Here is an 18,541-nt window from a genome sequence, read left to right on the forward strand (position 1 = left end):
ATGGTCAAAAGCTGCATCAAAATATGCTTTAGCGGTTTCCCCGCCCATTCTTCAACCTCTCAAGGAAATTGCCATGTCCCAGTTCGCCATGATCACCGGTGATGTCACCTATACCCCGGGTGACGGTGCACCCATCGAAATCCCGCGCGTCCGCGTGGAAGTGGAACTGGCGCCCGACAGCGCCACGCTGAGCTGGGAAGCCGCCGAGGGCGTCGTCGGCCTGACCGCCATTCCACGCATCCAGTTCGACGACTATGTGCGCGACGGCAAGATCACCATGACGACGGAGCAAGCCAGCTGACCCGTACCAGTTGCGCCGGCAACAGGCTTCAACGCTGCCTGCGCTGGTTCTGGTTTTTCATGACATCTGGCGAAGCCCGTCTTTGGCGCACAACCGCCGCCAGTCTTGGTGCGCACAGCAACCACAGCATGCCCAGCCCCAGCAGTCCGCCCTGCGCCAGGTTGTAGTCGCCGGCCAGTTGCTGCCACGAAGCGCCTGCCAGCAGCCGGCCAAAGGCCACTTCAAAGCCCATCATCAGCGTCAGCCACAGCCCGCCGACGGCCCATTGGGCGCGTGGGCTGGTGGCCTTGAGCAATGGGCTGCCGGACCAGGCAATCAAGCCAATCAGCACGCAGCCGGTGACGGTGCCGATTTGCCGCGCGGTGAAGTCGCCGACCAGCGGCGCAATGGCCAGCGTGCGAACGGTGCCGTTGACGACCTCGGCCACGATGATCAGGGCCAGCAAGGCCAGCGCGCGCAGCGCAAGCGTCAGGGTTAGTGAAAGCGGGTTGTGGTCCATGGGCGGGTGTTTCAGCGTCAGGTTCAAAAAAAAACCGGAAGCGGCGGCAAGGCTTTCACAGCGTCTCCGTTGATTAAAAAAATGCCCTTGATGGTACGGCTTTGGACGATTTGAAAAGCACCCCGGGCAGCCCGCCTTTCCTTACACAACGCTCCCATGGTCGGTCAGTGAACAAAGCCATAATGAATCTCGAGTCCCCTCCTTCAGCCCTCACACCCATGCCCACAGCCCATTCCAACCTCGCCCATTCACAGCTGAACCGCCGCGCCGCCCTGCTGGGCGCTGTCGGCCTTCTGGCGCTGCCTGCGTCGCAGTTTGCGACCGCCGCTACACCGCCTGCCCCCGAGTTCTGGCCGAACGACTTGCAGGTTCCCGGCGGCGTGGCGCGGCTGTCGCTGGGTCCGGCGGCGGCGCGTCCGGTTGCGCATGCGGGCGAGGTGCCGCTGCTGGTGCTGGGCGATGTCATCGAATGGACGGCGCTGGTCGGCATTCCCTTGTCTGCGACGCCTGGCCGGGCGAGCATCACGGTGCAGGCCGCAGAAGGCAGCGGCCCGCGCCAGGTCGGCTACAGCGTGGCACCCAAGCGCTACACCGAGCAGCGCCTGAAGGTCGCACCGGGCACGGTGGACCTGTCGCCCGACAACCAGGCGCGGTACGAACGCGAGCGTGCGCACCAGGCCAAGGTGATGGCGACTTTCAGCGAACCCCTGCCGCAGTTCAGCGCCTTGCGCATGCGCGTGCCGGTGCCGGGGCGGCGTTCCAGCTCGTTCGGCCTGCGGCGCGTGTTCAACGGCCAGGCGCGCAATCCGCACAGCGGCATGGACATCGCGGCCAGCACCGGCACTCCGGTCGTGGCTCCGCTGCCCGGCCGCGTTATCGACACCGGCGACTATTTCTTCAACGGCAACACCGTGTGGCTGGACCACGGCGGTGGCTTGCTGAGCATGTACTGCCACCTGAGCGCCATTGGCGCGGCCACAGACGATTTGCTGAAAACCGGCGAAAGCCTGGGCGCGGTGGGCGCCACCGGCCGCGTGACCGGGCCGCACCTGCACTGGGGCGTGATGCTGAACCGCACGATGGTGGACCCGGCGCTGTTCCTGCCGGCCTGAACTGCAACGCGCATGCTGCGAAACCAATCACGACAACGCTCTGTTTTTCATAGCTGCTTGCGCACGCCCATTAAGCGAAAGCGTCACTTTTTACCCTTAAACCAGAGTTGTAACCCTCCTGACCATGTCCGCACCCGACTTCAGCCCCGCCGCCGACCGCAACAAGCAGCCCATCCTGACCATGCTTCGCCATATATTGCCCGACGCGGGCAGTGCGCTCGAAATCGCCTCGGGCACCGGCCAGCATGTCGCCTGGTTTGCAGCCAGCCTGCCGCGCTGGACCTGGCAGCCGACCGACGTGCAGTCTGCCGCACTGGACAACATCGCCGCGCGGGTGGCGCAGCACGGCCTGGCAAATGTCCTGCCGCCCCTGCGGCTTGATGTGATGGCAGCGCGCTGGCTGCCTGACGATGTGCGGTTTGACGCCATCGTGTGCGCCAACATGCTGCACATCGCGCCGTGGGTCACCTGCGCCGCCTTGATGCAGGGCAGCGCGCGGCACCTGGCGGCCGGCGGGGTGCTGATCACCTACGGCCCTTATCTGGAGGATGGCGTTCCCACCTCTGAAGGCAACCTGGCGTTCGACCAGAGCCTGCGCGCGCAGGATGCGGCCTGGGGACTGCGCCGCCGCGAAGACGTGGAAGGAGAAGCGGTACGGGCCGGCCTGCAGCTGGCGGCACGGCATGCAATGCCGTCCAACAACCTGCTGCTGGTGTGGACCCGGGCGCAGTGATGCTGTCGGTCGATGCAAAGGCGATTTTTCCTACGTAGGGTATAGCAGCCGCTGCATGTCAGTTGTTTGGCCCCGGGCTTACCATTAAACGGTACGGAGACTTGTGCCATGCAACTGCAAACCCTCGAACCCCCGGACGACATCGCCTTTTTCATCGTTGAAGGCACGCACCGGATTGCCACCATCTCGATGAACGATTACGGCTTTTTGTTGTCAGCCCGAATGGCGCAGACCTACCTCGGGCGGGCCGAACAGGTGATTGATAACAAACGGGGATTTGACAGGGAGTTCTTTACCGAAGTCAGCGCGCTCAAGAACACTGCCGTGCAGATAGGCCGCGAATACGCGCAATTTGAAACCTTCTGCGCCGACTGCGACCGGTTTGACCACCTGCAAACCCGGAACTGGCGTGAATGGCTGTCCAAATGCGCCGTCCGCGCCATCTCGCGCAGCTACCGCGGAACGGTCAGCCACCATCTGGCCTACAAGATCCGCCTGTTTCACTCAAGGCTGAGCGCGGTTCTGACAGAAGCTTAAAAACGTTCATGGACAGGCGACTGAACGGCACCTAGCGGCCCCGCACCATCGCCATGACCTGGCCCGCATCCAGCGTCGCCGCCTTTTGCTGGATCTGCGGCAGGTACTCGGTTTGCATCTTCTTCGCCGGTTCCAGCAGCCCCTGGTAGGTTTCGCGCAGCAGCGCCGTGTTCATGACCCTGCCGCCGGCGTAGTAGCGTTTGGCCAGTTGCCCCAGCGCATAGGTGGTGGCAAACGAAAACGCCATGCCGGTGCCGGCGCTGCCGACCTTGCCGATGGTTTTACCGGCCAGCTTGCCGAGCAGGCCGCCCAGCAGCTTGCGGCCGAACTGTTCCAGGTACTGAGAGGTCAGGCCCACGCCGGCGGCGGCGATGAATTCCTTGATATGCCCCTGATCAAGCGTCACGCCATGCGCCTTGCCGATGCCATAGACCATCTTGACCTGCAGCGGAATGATGGCCATCGACGCCCACGACTGCGGCAGCAATTCGAGCGCTCCATTGACCAGCGCATGGTTCAGGATGGAGCGGTCCAGTTCTGCATCATTGGCGGTGGACGGCAAAGCGGCCATCACTGGCGAAGGCACGGGAAGCGCGGTGTCGGGCAGGTCAACTTCAGCCAGTGCCGCTGCCTGCGCGTCAAAAGCCTGGGTCTGGGCCGGGCTAAGGGCCAGCTGCAGGCGCAAGTCGGCCAGGAAGCTGCGCTCTGCATCGGTCTGCTGGCCATCGGCATCGCAGACGCAGACCGCCATTTCGTAGGCCAGCTGGCGGTGGCTGGGGTCGCTCAGCTTTTGCACGGCGGCATCGACGCCGGTGCGCTTGAGCAGCACGTCCTGGTACAGGCGCGGCAGGTTGGGTGCATTGGATTCGCTGGACAGCGAATCGGCGATGCGGCGGATTTCCTCGCGCTCGGCGTCGGCTTTGTTGCCATCGGCAAAGGCGGCAAACAGGGCGATGGAAAGCAGCGCTTCTTGCTGTTCAGTGGTCATGGGAGGTTCTTTCAAGCTGGGGTTTGCAACAATGCAGGGCCCGCGCAAGCCATCGATGGCAATGCACGCGCAGGGCGGCGGGCCGTTTGGTCATAATAAAACTGCGCACGCCGGGCCGGTCAAGCCCGGCGGATTTCTCATCGGGTCTGGTGTGGATTTAAGCCGCCGGCCAGACCTGTTTTATTTCGCCATCAACCCGACACCAACCGACAGAAAAGGACGCCCCATGAGCCTGCTCCACCTCATCAAGAACCAGCTGATCGAGGTCATCGAATGGACCGATGACTCGCGCGACACGCTGTCCTACCGCTGGCCGGACGAGGACAAGGAAATCAAGAACGGCGCGCAGCTCATCGTGCGCGAATCGCAGCAGGTGCAGTTCGTCGCCGCCGGCCAGTACGCCGACCTGTTCAATCCGGGCAAACACACCCTGACCACTGAAAACGTGCCGGTGCTGTCCACCATCCTGGGGTGGAAATACGGCTTTCAGTCGCCGTTCAAGTGCGACATCTACTACCTGAACACGCGCCTCTTCACCGGCAACAAGTGGGGCACGGCCAACCCGGTGATGATGCGCGACAAGGATTTCGGCGTGGTGCGGCTGCGGGCTTTCGGCACCTACGACTTTCGCATCGTCGAGTCGGCAAAGTTCCTGCGCGAAGTGGCCGGGACCGACCAGAACTTCCGGCTGGACGAGTTTGCCGACACCATGCGCTCGCGCATCGTCAGCGTGTTCACCGAAGCATTGGCGCGCGCCGGCGTTCCGGCGCTGGACGTGGCGCAGCGCTATGGCGAACTGGGCGACGCGCTGCTGCCGCTGGTCAACCCGGCCATGCGCGAGAAATACGGCCTGGAAATCACCAGCTTCGTGCTGGAAAACGTGTCAGTGCCGCCCGAGGTCGAGCAGGCCATCGACAAGCGCTCCAGCATGGGCGTGATCGGCAACCTGAACGACTATGTGAAGTACCAGATGGGCCTGGCGCTGGGCCAAGGCGGTGAAGCCGGCGCGGCCGCCACCCTGCCCGCGCAGATGGCCATGGGCTTTGGCATGGCGCAGGAAATGGTGCGCGGCATGCAGGGCGGCAATGGCGTACCGGCAGCGTCCGCAGTCAGCACACCGCCAGACACTGCCGCCGCCGGGCTGGACGTGCTGACGCCCGAGCAGGCGGCGCAAGGGCTGGGCGTGTCGGTGGAAGACGTGATGGCGTCCATCACCGCCGGCGACCTGAAGGCGCGCAAGATCGGCAGCGCCTGGCGCATCGCCAGGAGTTCGCTCGAAGAATTCCTGCGCGGCTGAAACCCCGGGCCTTTTTATTCCTGCCGGCTGCCTCCACGACGGCAGCCCCGATAACGCGGACACCGAAAACAACAACAATATGGCGCCAACCGATCAGCCCGCCACCGTGGGCAAACACCCCTGCCCCGAGTGCGGCGCCGACCTGCAATGGAATGCGGCCCGGCAGGCGCTGGCCTGCCCCTATTGCGGCACGGTCGTGCCGTATGCGCCGGGCCAGGCGCTGCCCGGCGCCAGCGTCGTCGAGCAGGACCTGCAGCAGGCCCTGAGCCACCCCGCCAGCGGGCGCGGATGGGGCGGCGCGGCCGCAGGGGAAAAGCGCGAGGTGCAGTGCCAGAGCTGCCACGCCATTTCGGTGTTTGTCGATGGCAAGGTCGCCAGGCGCTGCGACTTTTGCGGCTCGCCGTCGATCATCGATCACCCCTCGCTGAATGACGCCATCACACCGCAAAGCCTGCTGCCGTTCAAGGTCAGCGACGCGCAGATGCGCACCCGCCTGCGCCAGTGGTACGGTTCGCGCTGGTTCGCGCCCAACAAGCTCAAGTCGGCTGCGCTGACCGACACACTGAGCGGCGTGTACCTGCCCTACTGGACGTTTGATGCCCAGGCCAGCGCCCGCTGGCGCGCCGACGCCGGCCACTATTACTACGAGACCGAAAGCTACCAGGACAGCAAGGGCCAGCGGCAAACCCGCCAGGTGCGGCAGGTGCGCTGGGTGCCGGCAGCCGGCAGCCTGGCACATTTCTTTGACGACGAACTGGTGCCCGGCACAGCCGGCGTACATCCGGCGCTGCTGCGGCAGATCGAGCCTTTTCCGACGCTGACCGACCTGCAAGCCTATTCGCCCGAGTTTGTGCGAGGCTGGACCGTCGAGCGCTACCAGATCGACCTGGGCAAGGCCGAAAAGCTCAACCAGGAAGCGATGCAGCAACAAATTCAGGTGCTGTGCGGCCGCCAGGTGCCGGGCGACACCTTCCGCAACCTGCAGGTCGATGCGCAGTTTCAGGGCCGCACCTTCAAGCATATTTTGGTGCCGGTCTGGCTGGTCAGCTACACCTACGGCGCGCGCAGCTTCCAGGTGGTGGGCAATGGCTACACCGGCGCCATGGCCGGCGAACAGCCCTACAGCTGGGTAAAGATCGGCTTTGCCGTGCTGGCCGTGCTGCTGCTGATTTTGCTGATGGTGTCCATGAACCAGTGAGCGTCGGGGTTATGCCTGCCAACTGTGAATGGCCCTGTGGACAAGTGACTGGACAAGTCCCGAAAACCGCGCCGGCTATGGCTTTGCGCGGCATGCCCAAAAAACAGGCAGCCGTGATGCCGACCATCAGGTGCCCGGTGGCGATGGGCTGCCGATAATGACGTTTATGAACACATCCACCTTTCCCACGCCCAAGGTTCTGGCTTTCGATGTTTTCGGCACCGTGGTGGACTGGCACAGCGGCATTGCCCGCGAAGTGCAGGCGCTGCGGCCCCTGGTGGACGGCAACGCATTCGCGCTCGCCTGGCGCGCCGGCTACCAGCCGGCCATGCGCCGGGTGATGTCGGGTGAACTGGGCTGGACGCTGATCGACGACCTGCACCGGCTGATTCTTGACGGACTGCTGGCACCGTTCGGCCTTGAAGGCCTGAGCGAGGCCGAGTTGCAGCACCTGAACAAGGCCTGGCACCGGCTGGATCCGTGGCCCGACGTAGTGCAGGGACTGACCCGCCTGAAGTCGCAGCACATGATTTGCACACTGTCCAACGGCAACATCGGCCTGCTGGCCGACATGGCCAAACACGGCAGCCTGCCGTGGGACTGCATTTTGTCGGCCGAAGTGTTCCGGGCCTACAAGCCCGACCCGGCGACTTACGGGGGCGTGGCCCGGGTTTTCGACGTGGCGCCATCCGAGGTGATGCTGGTGGCGGCCCACCAGGACGACCTGGCCGCCGCGCGCGCCTGCGGCCTGCAGACCGCCTACATCGAACGCCCGGCCGAGTTTGGCGCTGGCCAGCCCAAGGACGTGTCGCCCTGCCCGGCCAATACCCGGCATGCCTGTGACTTCATGGCGCTGGCTGACCAGCTGGGCTGCTGATGGGCTTGCCAGGGCTGATCGTCTTCAACAAGCCGTATGGCGTGCTCAGCCAGTTCACCCCGGAGGGGCGATGGCGCGGGCTGAAGGATTTCATCGACCTGCCGGGGGTGTATGTGGCTGGCCGGCTCGATGCCGACAGCGAAGGCCTGCTGCTGCTGACCCGCGACGGAAAGCTGCAGGCGCGCATTGCCGACCCGCGCTTCAAGATGGAAAAAACCTACTGGGTCCAGGTGGAAGGCATACCCGGCGAAGCTGCGCTGCAAAGCCTGCGCCGGGGCGTTCAGTTGAACGACGGCCCCACCCTGCCGGCACGCGCCAGCCTGATGCCGGAGCCGCCCGCGCTGTGGCCGCGCAATCCGCCGGTTCGCGTCCGGCAGTCGATTCCCACCGGCTGGATCGAACTGGGCATTCGCGAAGGGCGCAACCGCCAGGTGCGCCGCATGACGGCGGCGGTGGGGTTTCCGACGCTGCGCCTGATTCGCGCCGCCGTTGGCCCTTATTCGCTCGACGGTCTGGCGCAGGGCCACTGGCGCGAAGCCGATGCCGGCCTGGCCACGGCGGCTTGAAGATCAGTTGCTGGCCTCGTCCGCCACCAGGTAACGCCTGACCAGGTCAAAAAAACGGTCATAAAAAGCATCTGATGAAATGGTCCTGCTGCCGACCTTCACCATGGCGTCATTGCTGGAGCTGAAGGGAAGCGAGACCGAACCGAGGGCGCCCACGCCCAGGCTGGCCGAATTGTTGCTTTTCTTCAGGGCGTACACATCCTGCAGCGCGGTGACAAAACCCAGGCTGACCTTGCCGTCGGGGGTATCCGGTGCGCAGACGACGCGAATTTCCATCTGCAGGTGCGACTCGGGCTCTGGCTGGAAGCTCTTGCGGCCTTCGACCATGTCTTCCCGGGCCGAACTGATGATGTAGCCCTGGCTCAGCAAGGCCCGCCTGGACGCCTCGCAGGTTTGGGCAGCAGAGGCATCGAACAGCCGGGAATAGGTCACCGTCGAGCTGAATTCTTCCTGCGACGCGAATGATTTCACCGGACTGGCACATCCCGCCAGCAAACCCGAAAGGCTGATAAAGCCGACCAGGCCGAGGGTTGCGCTGTAACGCTTGCAGGACAGATTCAAAACAGGGCACTCCTGGACATATCAAAACCGTATTGTCGGTTCACCGGGCGGCATGGACAACTTCTGGGAGCGCCCCGTCCCTGCGCAGAGCGCCTGAGGGGACCAGCCTTCATGCGCTGACAAGGGGCAGCTGCCCCTTGCCGCACCACCCACACCTTACCAAAAAACATCGTAACTCTTTGATTTAAAACAAAAATTGATGACTTCAAAAAAACACTTAAGACCGTCTTAATCTGGCCATTTTTATAATTCCGGCACCACCCACCCATGAAAAAACCTGTCATGACCGTTCAAAAACTAACAAATCGATACCACATGGCCTCCATTTCACTGCATTGGCTGATGCTGGCCTTGTTCATTGCGGTGTACGCCAGCATTGAGTTGCGCGTGCTGTTTGAAAAGGGCACCGAACTGCGCGAGACGATGAAAAACCTGCACTTCATGTTTGGCCTGCTGATATTTTTCCTGGTGTGGCTGCGGCTGGCAATGCGCATCATTTACCCGGCACCGCGCATTGAACCGGCCCCGCCGCCATGGCAGGCGCTTTCAGCCAAACTGGCGCACGTGATGCTGTACGTGCTCATGATCGGCATGCCGCTGGCGGGCTGGCTCATGCTGAGCGCAGCCGGCAAACCGATTCCATTTTTCGGCCTCGAACTTCCGGCGCTTATCGGGAAAAACAAGGAACTGGCAGGCCAGATCAAGGAGGTTCACGAACTGGTCGGCACCATCGGCTACTACCTGATCGGGATGCATGCCGCCGCCGCGCTGTTTCACCACTACATCAAACGCGACAGCACCTTGCGGGCCATGCTGCCCAAAGCATCGGTCTGACCCGCCTGATACACAGCCTGAATTCAAAGCTTGTCGCCCCGTGCCAAGGCGCGGCGTCCTTGCATTTTCTCCTTCAGACCTAAGATGCAGCCCATGACTGATCCACTTCATATCGTTTGCCCGCATTGCCACACCACCAACCGGGTTCACGCCGACCAGCTCGGCAGCGCGCCGACCTGCGGCAGCTGCAAGCAAGCGCTGTTTACCGCGCATTCGGCCGCGCTGGACGAGGCGGCGTTTGACAAGCACATCAGTCGCAACCAGATTCCGGTGCTGGTCGATTTCTGGGCGCCGTGGTGCGGCCCGTGCCGCCAGATGGCACCGGCCTACGAGCAGGCGGCAGCGCAACTGGAGCCGCAGGTGCGGCTGGCGAAGGTCGATACCGAAGCCGTGCCCAACCTGGGAACGCGCTTCAACATTCGCAGCATTCCGACGCTGGCGCTGTTCCGGGACGGCCGTGAAATTGCCCGGCAGCCGGGCGCCATGGGCGCGGCGGACATTGTGCGCTGGGTGCAGTCGAACCTGCGTTGAGCCCACGGCTGCTGGCAGGCTGGGCCGGGCTTGATTCGCTATTATTTATATAGCTGCTAACAAAGTCACAGCAAGCGCAAGCACCTTTTTTCATTAAAAAAGCCAGGCAGTCCGGCCTTGCTGGACCGAACTGCCTGGCTGAGGCCAAGCTTTCAGGCGGCGCACGATTTGACCGCGCCGCGTGGTGGCTTAACCGCGACCGCGGCGGTTGTTGTTCATCATGCGTTCCACCTCGTCGCGCAGGGCACTGAGTTCATTGCGCAGTTGGCGGCGTTCCTGCTGCGTCACCACGCCGTCGGACTTGAAGAAGGCCTCGTGGCGTGCAATCTCGCGCTCCCGGCTCTGCAGCCTGCGTGCTTCGCGCTGGGTGATACGGCCCGAACGCACGCCCTCGTCGATGCGCCGGCTCACCTGGTATTCCTGGTTGTCGATGCCTGGGGTGTTGCCAGCATTGTTGGGCGGGCGCACCACGTTGTTGTTGGCCATCATGCGTTCAACGTCGGCATTCAGCGCGCTCAGCTCGTTGCGCAACTGCTGGCGTTCCTGCGGCGTCGCCGTGCCATTGGACTTGTACTGCGCCTCGCGCATCTGGATGTCGCGTTCGCGGCGGATCAGCATTTGCGCTTCGGAAGGCGTGATGTGGCCCGACGCCAGGCCCTGCTGGATGCGCGTGCTGATGGCTTGCTGCGTCTGGTCAATGCGCGGGGTGTTGGTTCCCTGGGCCATGGCCGGGGACATTCCCAGTCCGGCGAACACAGCGGATGCGAGTAAGGAAACGGTGAGGAATTTCGATTTCATGGGGTTCTCCAATAAGGATGGGCATGCCGGCAGTTCAAATAACAGGCGGCAGATACGAAAAACTTTTCGTCTGTCGTCAAACCCGTCACTCAAGCTTCCCCTGAATCGCTGCTTTTCTAAGGCTCTGTGTGATTCAGTGAAGCCATTGTTGCCTTGCATTTGTTAACGCAATGTAAGGAAAACAGACATTTACCCGGTATTTACCTCGCGACTACAAGCGTGTCCTGATGCGTTTTTTTGTTTACGCGCTTTGCAACCGTCAGGGTACACGCAGCCATTGAACAGCAGGAACTCATCCCAACTTCATGGAGTCGCACCGCTGTTGCCGCATTGCGGTGGTACAGCACCCTACATTCTGGAAAACCCATGCTCAAAACCCTCAAGGACTTGTTTGACACTTTCGCCGGACCGGCCGAGGAAAGCCCGCAGGGTCGCGACCATGCGCTCAAGCTGGCGACGGCCGTGCTGCTGGTGGAAGTGATGCGCGCCGACCCGCAACGCCATGCCGAAGAACGCCAGTCGGTGCTGGCCAGCCTGCGTGACAAGTTTGCGCTGCCTGACGACCAACTGGCGCAGCTGGTCGAGCTGGCCGAGCACGCCGCGCGCACCGCCTCGGACTACCACCAGTTCACTTCGCGCATCAACGACTGCTTCAGCCATCCGGAAAAAATCCGGATCGTCGAGCAGATGTGGCAGGTCGCCTATGCCGATGACCACCTGCATGCGAACGAAAACCACGTGATCAGCAAGATTGCCGGACTGCTGCACGTCACGCATGGCGAATACATCGGCGCCAAGCTGCGGGCCAAGGAAGCCGCCAGCCTGGCCTGAACGCGTCCTGCGCCGGAGTTCAGGCGGCACGGTGCCCGGCGTATGCCAGGCCCTGGTCTTTGGCGCTGGCCGGGACGGTCAACGGCGCCTGCCGGGGCAGGCCCCACTGCAGCAGGGCGGCGGCCAGCACCACCGATTCGGTGTCGGTCAGGTAACGGTCGGCCTCGACCAGGGAAATGCACAACTCCATCACCAAACACTGAAGCGCGGGGTCATCCACCTCGGCCAGCACCTGGCGCAACGGGTCAGGCCTGACCTGTGCCAGGTCGGCCCAGCACATGCCGGTTGAAACCGCCATCAGGTCTTCGCAAAAGGTATGCACCACGGCATGCAGTTCGGCACGGCTCAGGCCGAGTTGCGCATGCACTTCGAGCCGTTCGAGAAGAGCCAGCTCCGAAGGGCACTGGTGGCCGTCGGCCAGCATCGCCAGGGCCAGAATCCGGGTGGCGGCTTGCGGACTGTTGCGGGGATAGCTGCGCATGAGGTGTTCCTTGGGGGGTCGGTGAAGAAGCTGATGGTTCAAAGGTCGGCGGCGAACGGTCGCTGGCGCGGCTGTGTGCGCTCGCGCACCTGGCTGCGCTGAACGCTGCGAACGATGCGCCGGGCTGCCCTGCTGAGCGCGCCTTCGAGCGCTGCGCGCCAGTCGGCGGCCATCGCGGTGCTGACGATGCGGCCGTTGCCCTGCGTGGTGAACTCGACCTGGCAGCGCTTGTCGATGCCGCCACGCGGACCGTTCACATCCGACAGCCGGATGCTCGCCTGCGGCACCAGCCAGCTCAGGCGGCGCAGCACGAAACGGACGCGCTGTTCGGCCAGGGCTTGAAACTGACGGCCTTCGGTGTCGCGTGATTCAAAAATGACTTGCATCGCAGTGCTCCAGGGTGGGGTTGAAGATGAAGGCAAGAATAGAGGCTGAATCGCTTCCTGAAAAGCAGATAATTATTGAATAAAACTTCTGAAAAACCTGACGATGAGCATTTCCCTCAACTACCGGCATCTGTACTATTTCTGGGTGGTTGCCAAGGAAGGCGGCATGGTGCGCGCCGCCGAACGCCTGGGCATGGCGGTGCAGACCGTGAGCACGCAGGTGCGCGAGCTGGAGCGGTCGCTCGGTTTTGCACTGCTCAAGCCCGCCGGGCGGGGCCTGGCGCTGACCGAAGCCGGCCTGGCCGCCATGCGCCAGGCCGATCAGATCTTTCAGCTGGGCGAGCAGTTGCCGGCGGCGCTGCGCGAGGCCACCGGCTCACCGGCCGTGCGGCTGACGCTTGGCGTGTCCGATACGCTGCCCAAGCTGGCTGTCAGATTGCTGATGCAGCCGGTCATGCAGGCGCCGGGCCTGCGGCTTCTGTGCCATGAAGACAAGTTCGACGACCTGCTGGGCGACCTGGCGCTGCACCGGCTGGACGTGGTGCTGGCCGACCGGCCGGCGCCGTCCAATCCCAACCTCAAGGTGTACAGCCATCCGCTGGGCTCGTCCCTCCTCGCCTGGTATGCGCCGCCGGCCTGGCAGGCGGCGGCGCTGCAGGACTTTCCCCATTCGCTGGCCAGCGTGCCGGTGCTGCTGCCGAGCGGCCATGCCGATGTGCGAACCGCACTCGACCAGTGGTTTGAGCGCCTGGGCATCCGGCCCCACATCGTCGGCGAGTTCGAGGACAGTGCGCTGCTCAAGACCTTTGGCGCCAGCGGCATGGGCGTTTTTCCGGCGGCCGAGCTGGTGCATGAAGAACTGACCAGCCGCTATGGCGTGGCGCGCGTCGGCGCCTGCGATGGCGTGGCGGAGCATTTCTTTGCCATTGCCGCGCACAAAAAGGTGCTGCATCCGCTGGTCCGGCTGTTGCTGGCCGGGCAGGCAAAGTGACGCCGCCCGTCCTTCAGGCCCGGCTTTTCAATGCAGCATGGCGTTATTGATTCGATAGCAAACTATTGAAGCGGATAGAGCGGAAATGCCATTTTTGACCTTTAAATCAACTTTTCAGCCGCCCAGTCCCACAGCCCGCCACACCACATCCGCCTGCCGTGTCAGCGCCACTGCCACGATGTAGGCAAAGGTGGCCAGCGCCGCCAGCAGTGCAAACGTCCGCACGCCCCGGGTCTTGCCGCGCTTGAGGGCGATGGTGCCCAGCACGATGTAGGCCACCAGCGCCAGCACCTTGGCCGTCAGCCAGTTCTGCACGAACGGGTACTGGCCGCTCCAGAACACCAGCACCAGCGCGCTGGTCAGCAGCAGCGTGTCAACGACGTGCGGCACCACCTTCACCCAGCGCCGCTGCAGCACCGGCGAGTCCAGCAGCATCCACACCCCGCGCAACAGGAAAAAGCTGCCGCTCAGGACGGCAAAGGTGATGTGCAGGTGCTTGATGGCGAGGTAGTTCACGGGCGGGTCCGGTGGGTTCGTTGGCAAAGACTGAAACCGCAAAACAGCAGTGCCAGGTCCGCCGGTCTTGAACCCGCGTCCTGGCACCTTGCTGGCGGCATGGCAGAGCCGCCATTCTAGAAGCGCGACCCTGTCTGTGGTTTCAGCCGAGCACCTTGAAGTCAATCACTATCTCGCCCGGCTGGCGCTGGACATAGGAGATGGCTACGCCGGCGCCGAAACGGGCGTTGATCTGCGACAGCAGCGGCAAGGGGTCGTGGTCGTTGCAAAACCGCATGGTTTCGCCAGGCTGCAGCGAATCGAGCGCGCCAAAAATGGCGGCGTGGCGAAAGCGCTTGGCAACGCCGCGTGCATCGAAGGGGTAGACGCCTTCGGACGTCACGGGAAGCGAACAGTTGTGGCTCATGAAAATTCTCCTGGAGGATTTGAAAAAATCGGAAAGTTGCCTGGCTGAAGAGGCGGACATGGCCGGCCTCTTCAGCGAACGCCAGGCCGTCAGGCCCGTTTGACGCGGCTTGCCGAGACCAGCACCGGCTGCTTCTTGCCGCCGGTCAGCAGGCGAATGGCAAACCAGGCCAGGAACACGGTGCCGATGGCAAACACCACGTCACCCGGAACGCGCATCCAGACCAGCGTTTCCATGAAGTGCGAATGCACGACTTCAGGCGAACGCGCAAACCACATGCCCTGGGTCATGCTGGCCCAGGCCTGGTAAATACCGGCGGGCACCAGCGAGATAAACACCATCATGGCCAAGCCGATGTTGAGACACCAGAACATCGGGGCCAGCAGCTTGTCGGACCAGGCCAGGCGGTCGGACAGGCCGCGCAGGCAGAACAGCAGCAAACCGATGCCCAGCATGCCGTAGACACCGAACAACGCGGCGTGGCCGTGGGCGGCCGTCATGTTCAGGCCCTGCAGGTAGTACAGCGCAATCGGCGTGTTGATGGTGAAGCCCAGCAGACCCGCGCCCACCACGTTCCAGAAACCGACGGCGATGAAGCACATGATCGACCACTTGTACGACTGCACCCAGGGTGCGGCCTTGGAGCGCTGGAAGCTGTTGTAGGCCTCAAAGCCGATCATGGCGAGCGGCACCACTTCGAGTGCGGAGAACATGGCGCCAATCGCGATCACGAAAGTCGGCGTGCCGGTGAAGTACAGGTGGTGCAGCGTGCCCAGGATGCCGCCGAACAGGAACACGATGGTTTCCATCACGATGGCGCTGTTGGCGGTGCTGGCACGAATCAGGCCCAGGCGGGTGAACAGCAGCGCAATGACGGCGGTGGCAAACACTTCAAAGAAGCCTTCGACCCACAGGTGGACCAGCCACCAGCGCCAGTACTCGACCATCGAGTAATGGGTGGTCTGGCCCCAGGTCAGCGACGTGGCGTAAAAGCCGCCGATGCACAGCGCGGCCAGGAACACCATGGCGATCAGGCCGCGGCTTTCAGAAGGCTTTTTCAGCGCAGGCAGCAGTCCGCGACCGAGGAGCGTGACCCAGAACAGCAGGCCGATGAACAGCAGGATTTGCCAGACGCGGCCCATGCTGGTGAATTCGAGGCCCTGGTTGCCGACCCAGAAACTGAAGTCCGTGCCCAGGTGCTGCAAGGTGCCGATCCAGCCGGTGACGGTCGAGCCGACGACGATGAACAGCAGCGCATAGAACAGCACATCGACGCCGAGCTTCTGGTACTTGGGCTCGTGGCCGGAAATGGCCGGGGCGATGTACAGGCCGGTGGCCAGCCAGGCGGTGGCAATCCACAGCACGGCGAACTGGGTGTGGATGGTGCGGCTCACGGTGAACGGCAGGATCTGGCCGAGCGGGAAGCCGAAGAAGCTCTGGCCTTCGACCGCATAGTGGGCGGTGATGACGCCCATGCCGACTTGCGCCAGGATCAGGCCGATGACCACATAAAAGTACTTGCGCGTGGCCTTCATCGACGGCGTCGGCTTCAGGTCAAACAGCGGGTCGTTCTTGGGTGGCGTCGGGTCGCCTCCTTCGTTGTGGGTCGAGTGGTAAAAAATCATGCCGGCAATCGCTGCAATCATGAAGATGATGCTGGCAATCGACCAGATACCGGCACTGGCGGTCGGTGTGTTGTCCACCAGCGGCTCATGCGGCCAGTTGCTGGTGTAGCTCAAATCGGTTTCGTTCGGCCGGTTGGTGGCGGCAGACCATGAAGACCAGAAAATGAAGGCTGGAAGCGCTTTCAGGTCGTCCGCGTCAGGCAGCAGGCCCGAGCTCATGGCGTACTGCTCGCGCAGCTTGTCGAGCGACGGCGCATCGCCGAACAGGTCGGTGTAGTGCTTCATCACCTGTTGCACGGCCTCGGTGCGCTCGGGCGACAGGGTGATGGCGCCGGTGGCCGCGTCATACGTGTTGCCGCGCATCTCGGATTTCAGCCGGGCGTTGATCTCGGCCTGCTGGCCGACGCTCAGCGCCTCAAAGGTCTTGCCGAAATCGCGTTGTGCCCACACGCCGCGCAAGGCCAGTGCCTCGCGGTGCAGCCAGTCGGCTGACCAGTCAGGCGCCAGGTAGCTGCCGTGGCCCCAGACCGAACCGAGCTGCTGGCCGCCGGCCGACAGCCAGGCTTTCTGGCCGCGCTGGACCTGTCCTTCGGAGAAAAGCACCGTTCCTTTGGTACTGATGACTTGTTTGGGGATCGGCGGTGCTGTCAGGTAAATCTCGGTTCCGACCCCGCCGAGAACGGCAAAGGACAGAACGCAGATGACAGCAAGCCAGGTCCAGAGTTTGCGCGTCGCGTGCATGGCAAATTTCCTTGGTGGTTGCGGGTTTAAAAAACTTGAAAACGCTTCAAATTAATAACATGGATTCTATCTACATCTTTTAATAAATATGCAAATGAAATACATTTTTTTCTTGAAGACCTCATCCGTAATGGATCAGCTTCTATAGAATTGAACTGACCTTTTCAAGCAGGCCTGCCTACGCCGCTGCCGCCTGCTTCCCCACCCAGGATTTCACGCGCATGAGACTCACCACCTACACCGACTACGCCCTGCGCACCCTGATGTACCTTGCCGCCAACCGCGACCGGCTGGTGACCGTTCAGGACATCGCCGACGCCCACGTCATTGCCAAAAACCACCTGACCAAGGTCGTTCACCAGCTCGGCATTCTGGGCGTGATCGAATCGTTGCGGGGCCGCAACGGCGGGCTCAGGCTGGGCAAGGAACCAGCGCTCATCAATATTGGCGCGGTGGTGCGCAGCACCGAACCCGACTTCTACATGGCCGAGTGTTTTGATCCCAACAAAAACAAGTGCTGCCTGAGCAGCAACTGCATTCTCAAAAATACGCTCTATGAAGCGACAACGGCCTACCTGGCGGTGCTCGATGGCGTCACGCTGGAAGACCTGATGAAAACAAACGCCAGCCCTGTTGCCCTGGAAGCGGCCTTCAAGTCCATCCCGATCCGGTTGCAGACGGCGGATTCTGAAAAGCTTCCTCCGGCGGCCGGTCTGGAAACACCCGTCTGAAACGCTGCAAGCGAACAACGTAAAACGGCCATGCGCGTTTTAGCGCTGCCCCGGTGGCAATTCCGATGCTGTCCTACAGGCAGCGCTGCCACCGCGTCCTAAACTTTTTACGATGCAGGCAACGCACCGTTGCACCAGCCCGTTCTGACTGAGCCCAGCGCACATTTTTCGCAAGAATCACCCACAAGAAGGCCGTGAAGTGACCGAAAAAACGCCCCGCCTTCCATTTCGCATCGACACGCAGCCGCAGCCCGAAGCCAGCCTTCAGGCTTGGCGGGCAGTATTGCTGCTGCTGGCCGTGACTTTTGCGGCTCCCGGCTTTGCGCAAAAAGCCACCCGCGAACAAGGTCGGCAAATAGCCAGCCAGGGTACGCCACAGGGCGTGGCGGCCTGTATCAGCTGCCACGGTGCCAAAGGCGAAGGCATGGCAGCTTTTCCGCGCCTGGCCGGAACAGGCCAGGCTTACCTGCAGGCGCAGCTTGACGCTTTCGCAGACGGAAGCCGAAAAAATGCCGTCATGCAGCCGATGGCCCAAAACCTCACCGCCACCGAACGCCAGGCGGTGGCGCTCTACTTCAGCCAGCTGCCGCCGCCCTTTTCCGCATCTGATCCCGTACAGCCCGCGCCCTCAGATACAGGCGCCTGGCTGGCGACGCGGGGACGGTGGACGGCCCAAGTGCCGGCCTGCGCACAATGCCACGGCCCCGGTGGCAACGGCGTTGGTGCGCAGTTTCCACCTCTGGCCGGACTGCCAGCGGGCTACATCGCCGGACAGTTGCAGGGCTGGAAAGCCGGCAGCCGGCCGCCCGGCCCCCTGGCACTGATGCCCGACATCGCGAAAAAGCTTTCCAATGCCGAAGTTACCGCCGTCGCTGCGTATTACGAACAACTTGCCGCCGCAGGCGTGGCAGCCCCTTCAGCCGCCGTCCAGCCTCCAAAAACGGAAAGCCGTCCATGACCCGCCAGTTCCCTTCAAAATTTCCGCTGAACGGATTGGTGCT

The 18,541-nt window shown here is 62.9% G+C and carries 23 protein-coding genes; 14 read left to right on the forward strand and 9 right to left on the reverse strand.

Annotated elements, in window-relative coordinates:
* The first annotated feature begins 73 nt into the window (after positions 1 to 73).
* Positions 74 to 301, forward strand: a complete 228-nt coding sequence (locus GZ092_RS04040) for a hypothetical protein (protein WP_293634597.1) — start codon at positions 74 to 76, stop codon at positions 299 to 301.
* Between the two features lie 28 nt (positions 302 to 329).
* Here the strand turns inward: GZ092_RS04040 and GZ092_RS04045 are convergent, their stop codons facing one another.
* Entirely contained in the window at positions 330 to 800 is a 471-nt protein-coding gene (locus tag GZ092_RS04045; RefSeq protein ID WP_293634599.1) for a hypothetical protein, read from the reverse strand.
* Between the two features lie 218 nt (positions 801 to 1,018).
* Between GZ092_RS04045 and GZ092_RS04050 the strand changes: the two genes are divergently transcribed.
* From GZ092_RS04050 to GZ092_RS04060, 3 genes are all read left to right on the forward strand, one after another.
* Positions 1,019 to 1,912: a M23 family metallopeptidase gene (locus tag GZ092_RS04050; protein ID WP_293634601.1), complete on the forward strand. Its 894-nt coding sequence runs from the start codon at positions 1,019 to 1,021 to the stop codon at positions 1,910 to 1,912.
* 124 nt (positions 1,913 to 2,036) lie between these two features.
* Complete coding sequence (locus tag GZ092_RS04055) at positions 2,037 to 2,645, forward strand: DUF938 domain-containing protein (RefSeq protein ID WP_293634602.1); 609 nt, start codon at positions 2,037 to 2,039, stop codon at positions 2,643 to 2,645.
* Positions 2,646 to 2,753: 108 nt separating this feature from the next.
* Positions 2,754 to 3,182, forward strand: a complete 429-nt coding sequence (locus GZ092_RS04060; RefSeq protein ID WP_293634603.1) for a hypothetical protein — start codon at positions 2,754 to 2,756, stop codon at positions 3,180 to 3,182.
* Between the two features lie 31 nt (positions 3,183 to 3,213).
* Here GZ092_RS04060 and GZ092_RS04065 read toward each other — a convergent pair whose 3' ends face one another.
* Positions 3,214 to 4,170: a DUF533 domain-containing protein gene (locus GZ092_RS04065; protein WP_293634605.1), complete on the reverse strand. Its 957-nt coding sequence runs from the start codon at positions 4,168 to 4,170 to the stop codon at positions 3,214 to 3,216.
* A 226-nt stretch (positions 4,171 to 4,396) separates the two neighbouring features.
* Here GZ092_RS04065 and GZ092_RS04070 point away from each other — a divergent pair, with 226 nt between their 5' ends.
* From GZ092_RS04070 to GZ092_RS04085, 4 genes are all read left to right on the forward strand, one after another.
* Positions 4,397 to 5,467, forward strand: a complete 1,071-nt coding sequence (locus GZ092_RS04070) for an SPFH and helix-turn-helix domain-containing protein (RefSeq protein WP_293634607.1) — start codon at positions 4,397 to 4,399, stop codon at positions 5,465 to 5,467.
* A 79-nt stretch (positions 5,468 to 5,546) separates the two neighbouring features.
* Positions 5,547 to 6,665 carry a zinc ribbon domain-containing protein gene (locus GZ092_RS04075; RefSeq protein WP_293634609.1) on the forward strand — a complete coding sequence of 373 codons (1,119 nt, stop codon included), beginning with the start codon at positions 5,547 to 5,549 and terminating at the stop codon, positions 6,663 to 6,665.
* Between the two features lie 166 nt (positions 6,666 to 6,831).
* Complete coding sequence (locus tag GZ092_RS04080; RefSeq protein ID WP_293634611.1) at positions 6,832 to 7,542, forward strand: haloacid dehalogenase type II; 711 nt, start codon at positions 6,832 to 6,834, stop codon at positions 7,540 to 7,542.
* Positions 7,542 to 8,108 (forward strand): pseudouridine synthase, encoded by a 567-nt coding sequence (locus GZ092_RS04085; RefSeq protein WP_293634613.1) that lies wholly within the window; start codon positions 7,542 to 7,544, stop codon positions 8,106 to 8,108. Before GZ092_RS04080 ends, GZ092_RS04085 begins: the two co-directional genes overlap by 1 nt.
* Before the next feature lie 3 nt (positions 8,109 to 8,111).
* On the opposite strand, the gene GZ092_RS04090 is transcribed toward GZ092_RS04085, so the two are convergent.
* Positions 8,112 to 8,669 (reverse strand): DUF2242 domain-containing protein, encoded by a 558-nt coding sequence (locus GZ092_RS04090; protein WP_293634615.1) that lies wholly within the window; start codon positions 8,667 to 8,669, stop codon positions 8,112 to 8,114.
* A gap of 282 nt (positions 8,670 to 8,951) precedes the next feature.
* Here GZ092_RS04090 and GZ092_RS04095 point away from each other — a divergent pair, with 282 nt between their 5' ends.
* Together GZ092_RS04095 and trxC are read left to right on the forward strand one after the other, a co-directional pair.
* Positions 8,952 to 9,503: a cytochrome b gene (locus GZ092_RS04095; protein ID WP_293634648.1), complete on the forward strand. Its 552-nt coding sequence runs from the start codon at positions 8,952 to 8,954 to the stop codon at positions 9,501 to 9,503.
* A gap of 93 nt (positions 9,504 to 9,596) precedes the next feature.
* On the forward strand, positions 9,597 to 10,034 hold the full coding sequence (trxC, locus tag GZ092_RS04100) for a thioredoxin TrxC (RefSeq protein WP_293634617.1): 438 nt from the start codon (positions 9,597 to 9,599) through the stop codon (positions 10,032 to 10,034).
* A gap of 189 nt (positions 10,035 to 10,223) precedes the next feature.
* On the opposite strand, the gene GZ092_RS04105 is transcribed toward trxC, so the two are convergent.
* A complete protein-coding gene (locus GZ092_RS04105) occupies positions 10,224 to 10,832 on the reverse strand; it encodes a hypothetical protein (RefSeq protein WP_293634618.1) in 609 nt (202 codons plus the stop codon).
* A gap of 366 nt (positions 10,833 to 11,198) precedes the next feature.
* On the opposite strand from GZ092_RS04105, the gene GZ092_RS04110 reads away from it, so the two are divergent.
* Entirely contained in the window at positions 11,199 to 11,663 is a 465-nt protein-coding gene (locus tag GZ092_RS04110) for a TerB family tellurite resistance protein (protein WP_293634619.1), read from the forward strand.
* Positions 11,664 to 11,682: 19 nt separating this feature from the next.
* Here the strand turns inward: GZ092_RS04110 and GZ092_RS04115 are convergent, their stop codons facing one another.
* Both GZ092_RS04115 and GZ092_RS04120 read right to left on the reverse strand, forming a co-directional pair.
* Complete coding sequence (locus GZ092_RS04115) at positions 11,683 to 12,144, reverse strand: TerB family tellurite resistance protein (RefSeq protein WP_293634620.1); 462 nt, start codon at positions 12,142 to 12,144, stop codon at positions 11,683 to 11,685.
* 38 nt (positions 12,145 to 12,182) lie between these two features.
* A complete protein-coding gene (locus tag GZ092_RS04120; protein ID WP_293634621.1) occupies positions 12,183 to 12,530 on the reverse strand; it encodes an HPF/RaiA family ribosome-associated protein in 348 nt (115 codons plus the stop codon).
* Positions 12,531 to 12,633: 103 nt separating this feature from the next.
* On the opposite strand from GZ092_RS04120, the gene GZ092_RS04125 reads away from it, so the two are divergent.
* Positions 12,634 to 13,521 (forward strand): LysR family transcriptional regulator, encoded by an 888-nt coding sequence (locus GZ092_RS04125; RefSeq protein ID WP_293634622.1) that lies wholly within the window; start codon positions 12,634 to 12,636, stop codon positions 13,519 to 13,521.
* A gap of 114 nt (positions 13,522 to 13,635) precedes the next feature.
* Here the strand turns inward: GZ092_RS04125 and GZ092_RS04130 are convergent, their stop codons facing one another.
* From GZ092_RS04130 to GZ092_RS04140, 3 genes are all read right to left on the reverse strand, one after another.
* Positions 13,636 to 14,037, reverse strand: coding sequence for a SirB2 family protein (locus GZ092_RS04130; protein WP_293634623.1), 402 nt, complete (start codon positions 14,035 to 14,037; stop codon positions 13,636 to 13,638).
* A gap of 142 nt (positions 14,038 to 14,179) precedes the next feature.
* Positions 14,180 to 14,443 carry a DUF2249 domain-containing protein gene (locus GZ092_RS04135; RefSeq protein WP_293634625.1) on the reverse strand — a complete coding sequence of 88 codons (264 nt, stop codon included), beginning with the start codon at positions 14,441 to 14,443 and terminating at the stop codon, positions 14,180 to 14,182.
* Positions 14,444 to 14,532: 89 nt separating this feature from the next.
* Positions 14,533 to 16,809: a nitric-oxide reductase large subunit gene (locus GZ092_RS04140; RefSeq protein ID WP_293634626.1), complete on the reverse strand. Its 2,277-nt coding sequence runs from the start codon at positions 16,807 to 16,809 to the stop codon at positions 14,533 to 14,535.
* A gap of 221 nt (positions 16,810 to 17,030) precedes the next feature.
* Between GZ092_RS04140 and GZ092_RS04145 the strand changes: the two genes are divergently transcribed.
* Together GZ092_RS04145 and GZ092_RS04150 are read left to right on the forward strand one after the other, a co-directional pair.
* Complete coding sequence (locus GZ092_RS04145) at positions 17,031 to 17,540, forward strand: Rrf2 family transcriptional regulator (RefSeq protein WP_293634627.1); 510 nt, start codon at positions 17,031 to 17,033, stop codon at positions 17,538 to 17,540.
* Positions 17,541 to 17,838: 298 nt separating this feature from the next.
* A complete protein-coding gene (locus GZ092_RS04150) occupies positions 17,839 to 18,498 on the forward strand; it encodes a c-type cytochrome (RefSeq protein WP_293634650.1) in 660 nt (219 codons plus the stop codon).
* Positions 18,499 to 18,541: the final 43 nt, after the last annotated feature.

The organism is Polaromonas sp. (genome assembly GCF_010365105.1).
Taxonomy (GTDB): Bacteria; Pseudomonadota; Gammaproteobacteria; order Burkholderiales; family Burkholderiaceae_C; genus Polaromonas.

Bases quoted from the DNA above. Each gene is read 5' to 3' on its own strand.
- GZ092_RS04040 (WP_293634597.1), top strand. From the start codon at position 74: ATGTCCCAGTTCGCCATGATCACCGGTGATGTCACCTATACCCCGGGT.
- GZ092_RS04045 (WP_293634599.1), bottom strand. From the start codon at position 800: ATGGACCACAACCCGCTTTCACTAACCCTGACGCTTGCGCTGCGCGCG.
- GZ092_RS04050 (WP_293634601.1), top strand. From the start codon at position 1,019: ATGCCCACAGCCCATTCCAACCTCGCCCATTCACAGCTGAACCGCCGC.
- GZ092_RS04055 (WP_293634602.1), top strand. From the start codon at position 2,037: ATGTCCGCACCCGACTTCAGCCCCGCCGCCGACCGCAACAAGCAGCCC.
- GZ092_RS04060 (WP_293634603.1), top strand. From the start codon at position 2,754: ATGCAACTGCAAACCCTCGAACCCCCGGACGACATCGCCTTTTTCATC.
- GZ092_RS04065 (WP_293634605.1), bottom strand. From the start codon at position 4,170: ATGACCACTGAACAGCAAGAAGCGCTGCTTTCCATCGCCCTGTTTGCC.
- GZ092_RS04070 (WP_293634607.1), top strand. From the start codon at position 4,397: ATGAGCCTGCTCCACCTCATCAAGAACCAGCTGATCGAGGTCATCGAA.
- GZ092_RS04075 (WP_293634609.1), top strand. From the start codon at position 5,547: ATGGCGCCAACCGATCAGCCCGCCACCGTGGGCAAACACCCCTGCCCC.
- GZ092_RS04080 (WP_293634611.1), top strand. From the start codon at position 6,832: ATGAACACATCCACCTTTCCCACGCCCAAGGTTCTGGCTTTCGATGTT.
- GZ092_RS04085 (WP_293634613.1), top strand. From the start codon at position 7,542: ATGGGCTTGCCAGGGCTGATCGTCTTCAACAAGCCGTATGGCGTGCTC.
- GZ092_RS04095 (WP_293634648.1), top strand. From the start codon at position 8,952: ATGACCGTTCAAAAACTAACAAATCGATACCACATGGCCTCCATTTCA.
- trxC (WP_293634617.1), top strand. From the start codon at position 9,597: ATGACTGATCCACTTCATATCGTTTGCCCGCATTGCCACACCACCAAC.
- GZ092_RS04105 (WP_293634618.1), bottom strand. From the start codon at position 10,832: ATGAAATCGAAATTCCTCACCGTTTCCTTACTCGCATCCGCTGTGTTC.
- GZ092_RS04110 (WP_293634619.1), top strand. From the start codon at position 11,199: ATGCTCAAAACCCTCAAGGACTTGTTTGACACTTTCGCCGGACCGGCC.
- GZ092_RS04115 (WP_293634620.1), bottom strand. From the start codon at position 12,144: ATGCGCAGCTATCCCCGCAACAGTCCGCAAGCCGCCACCCGGATTCTG.
- GZ092_RS04120 (WP_293634621.1), bottom strand. From the start codon at position 12,530: ATGCAAGTCATTTTTGAATCACGCGACACCGAAGGCCGTCAGTTTCAA.
- GZ092_RS04125 (WP_293634622.1), top strand. From the start codon at position 12,634: ATGAGCATTTCCCTCAACTACCGGCATCTGTACTATTTCTGGGTGGTT.
- GZ092_RS04135 (WP_293634625.1), bottom strand. From the start codon at position 14,443: ATGAGCCACAACTGTTCGCTTCCCGTGACGTCCGAAGGCGTCTACCCC.
- GZ092_RS04140 (WP_293634626.1), bottom strand. From the start codon at position 16,809: ATGCACGCGACGCGCAAACTCTGGACCTGGCTTGCTGTCATCTGCGTT.
- GZ092_RS04145 (WP_293634627.1), top strand. From the start codon at position 17,031: ATGAGACTCACCACCTACACCGACTACGCCCTGCGCACCCTGATGTAC.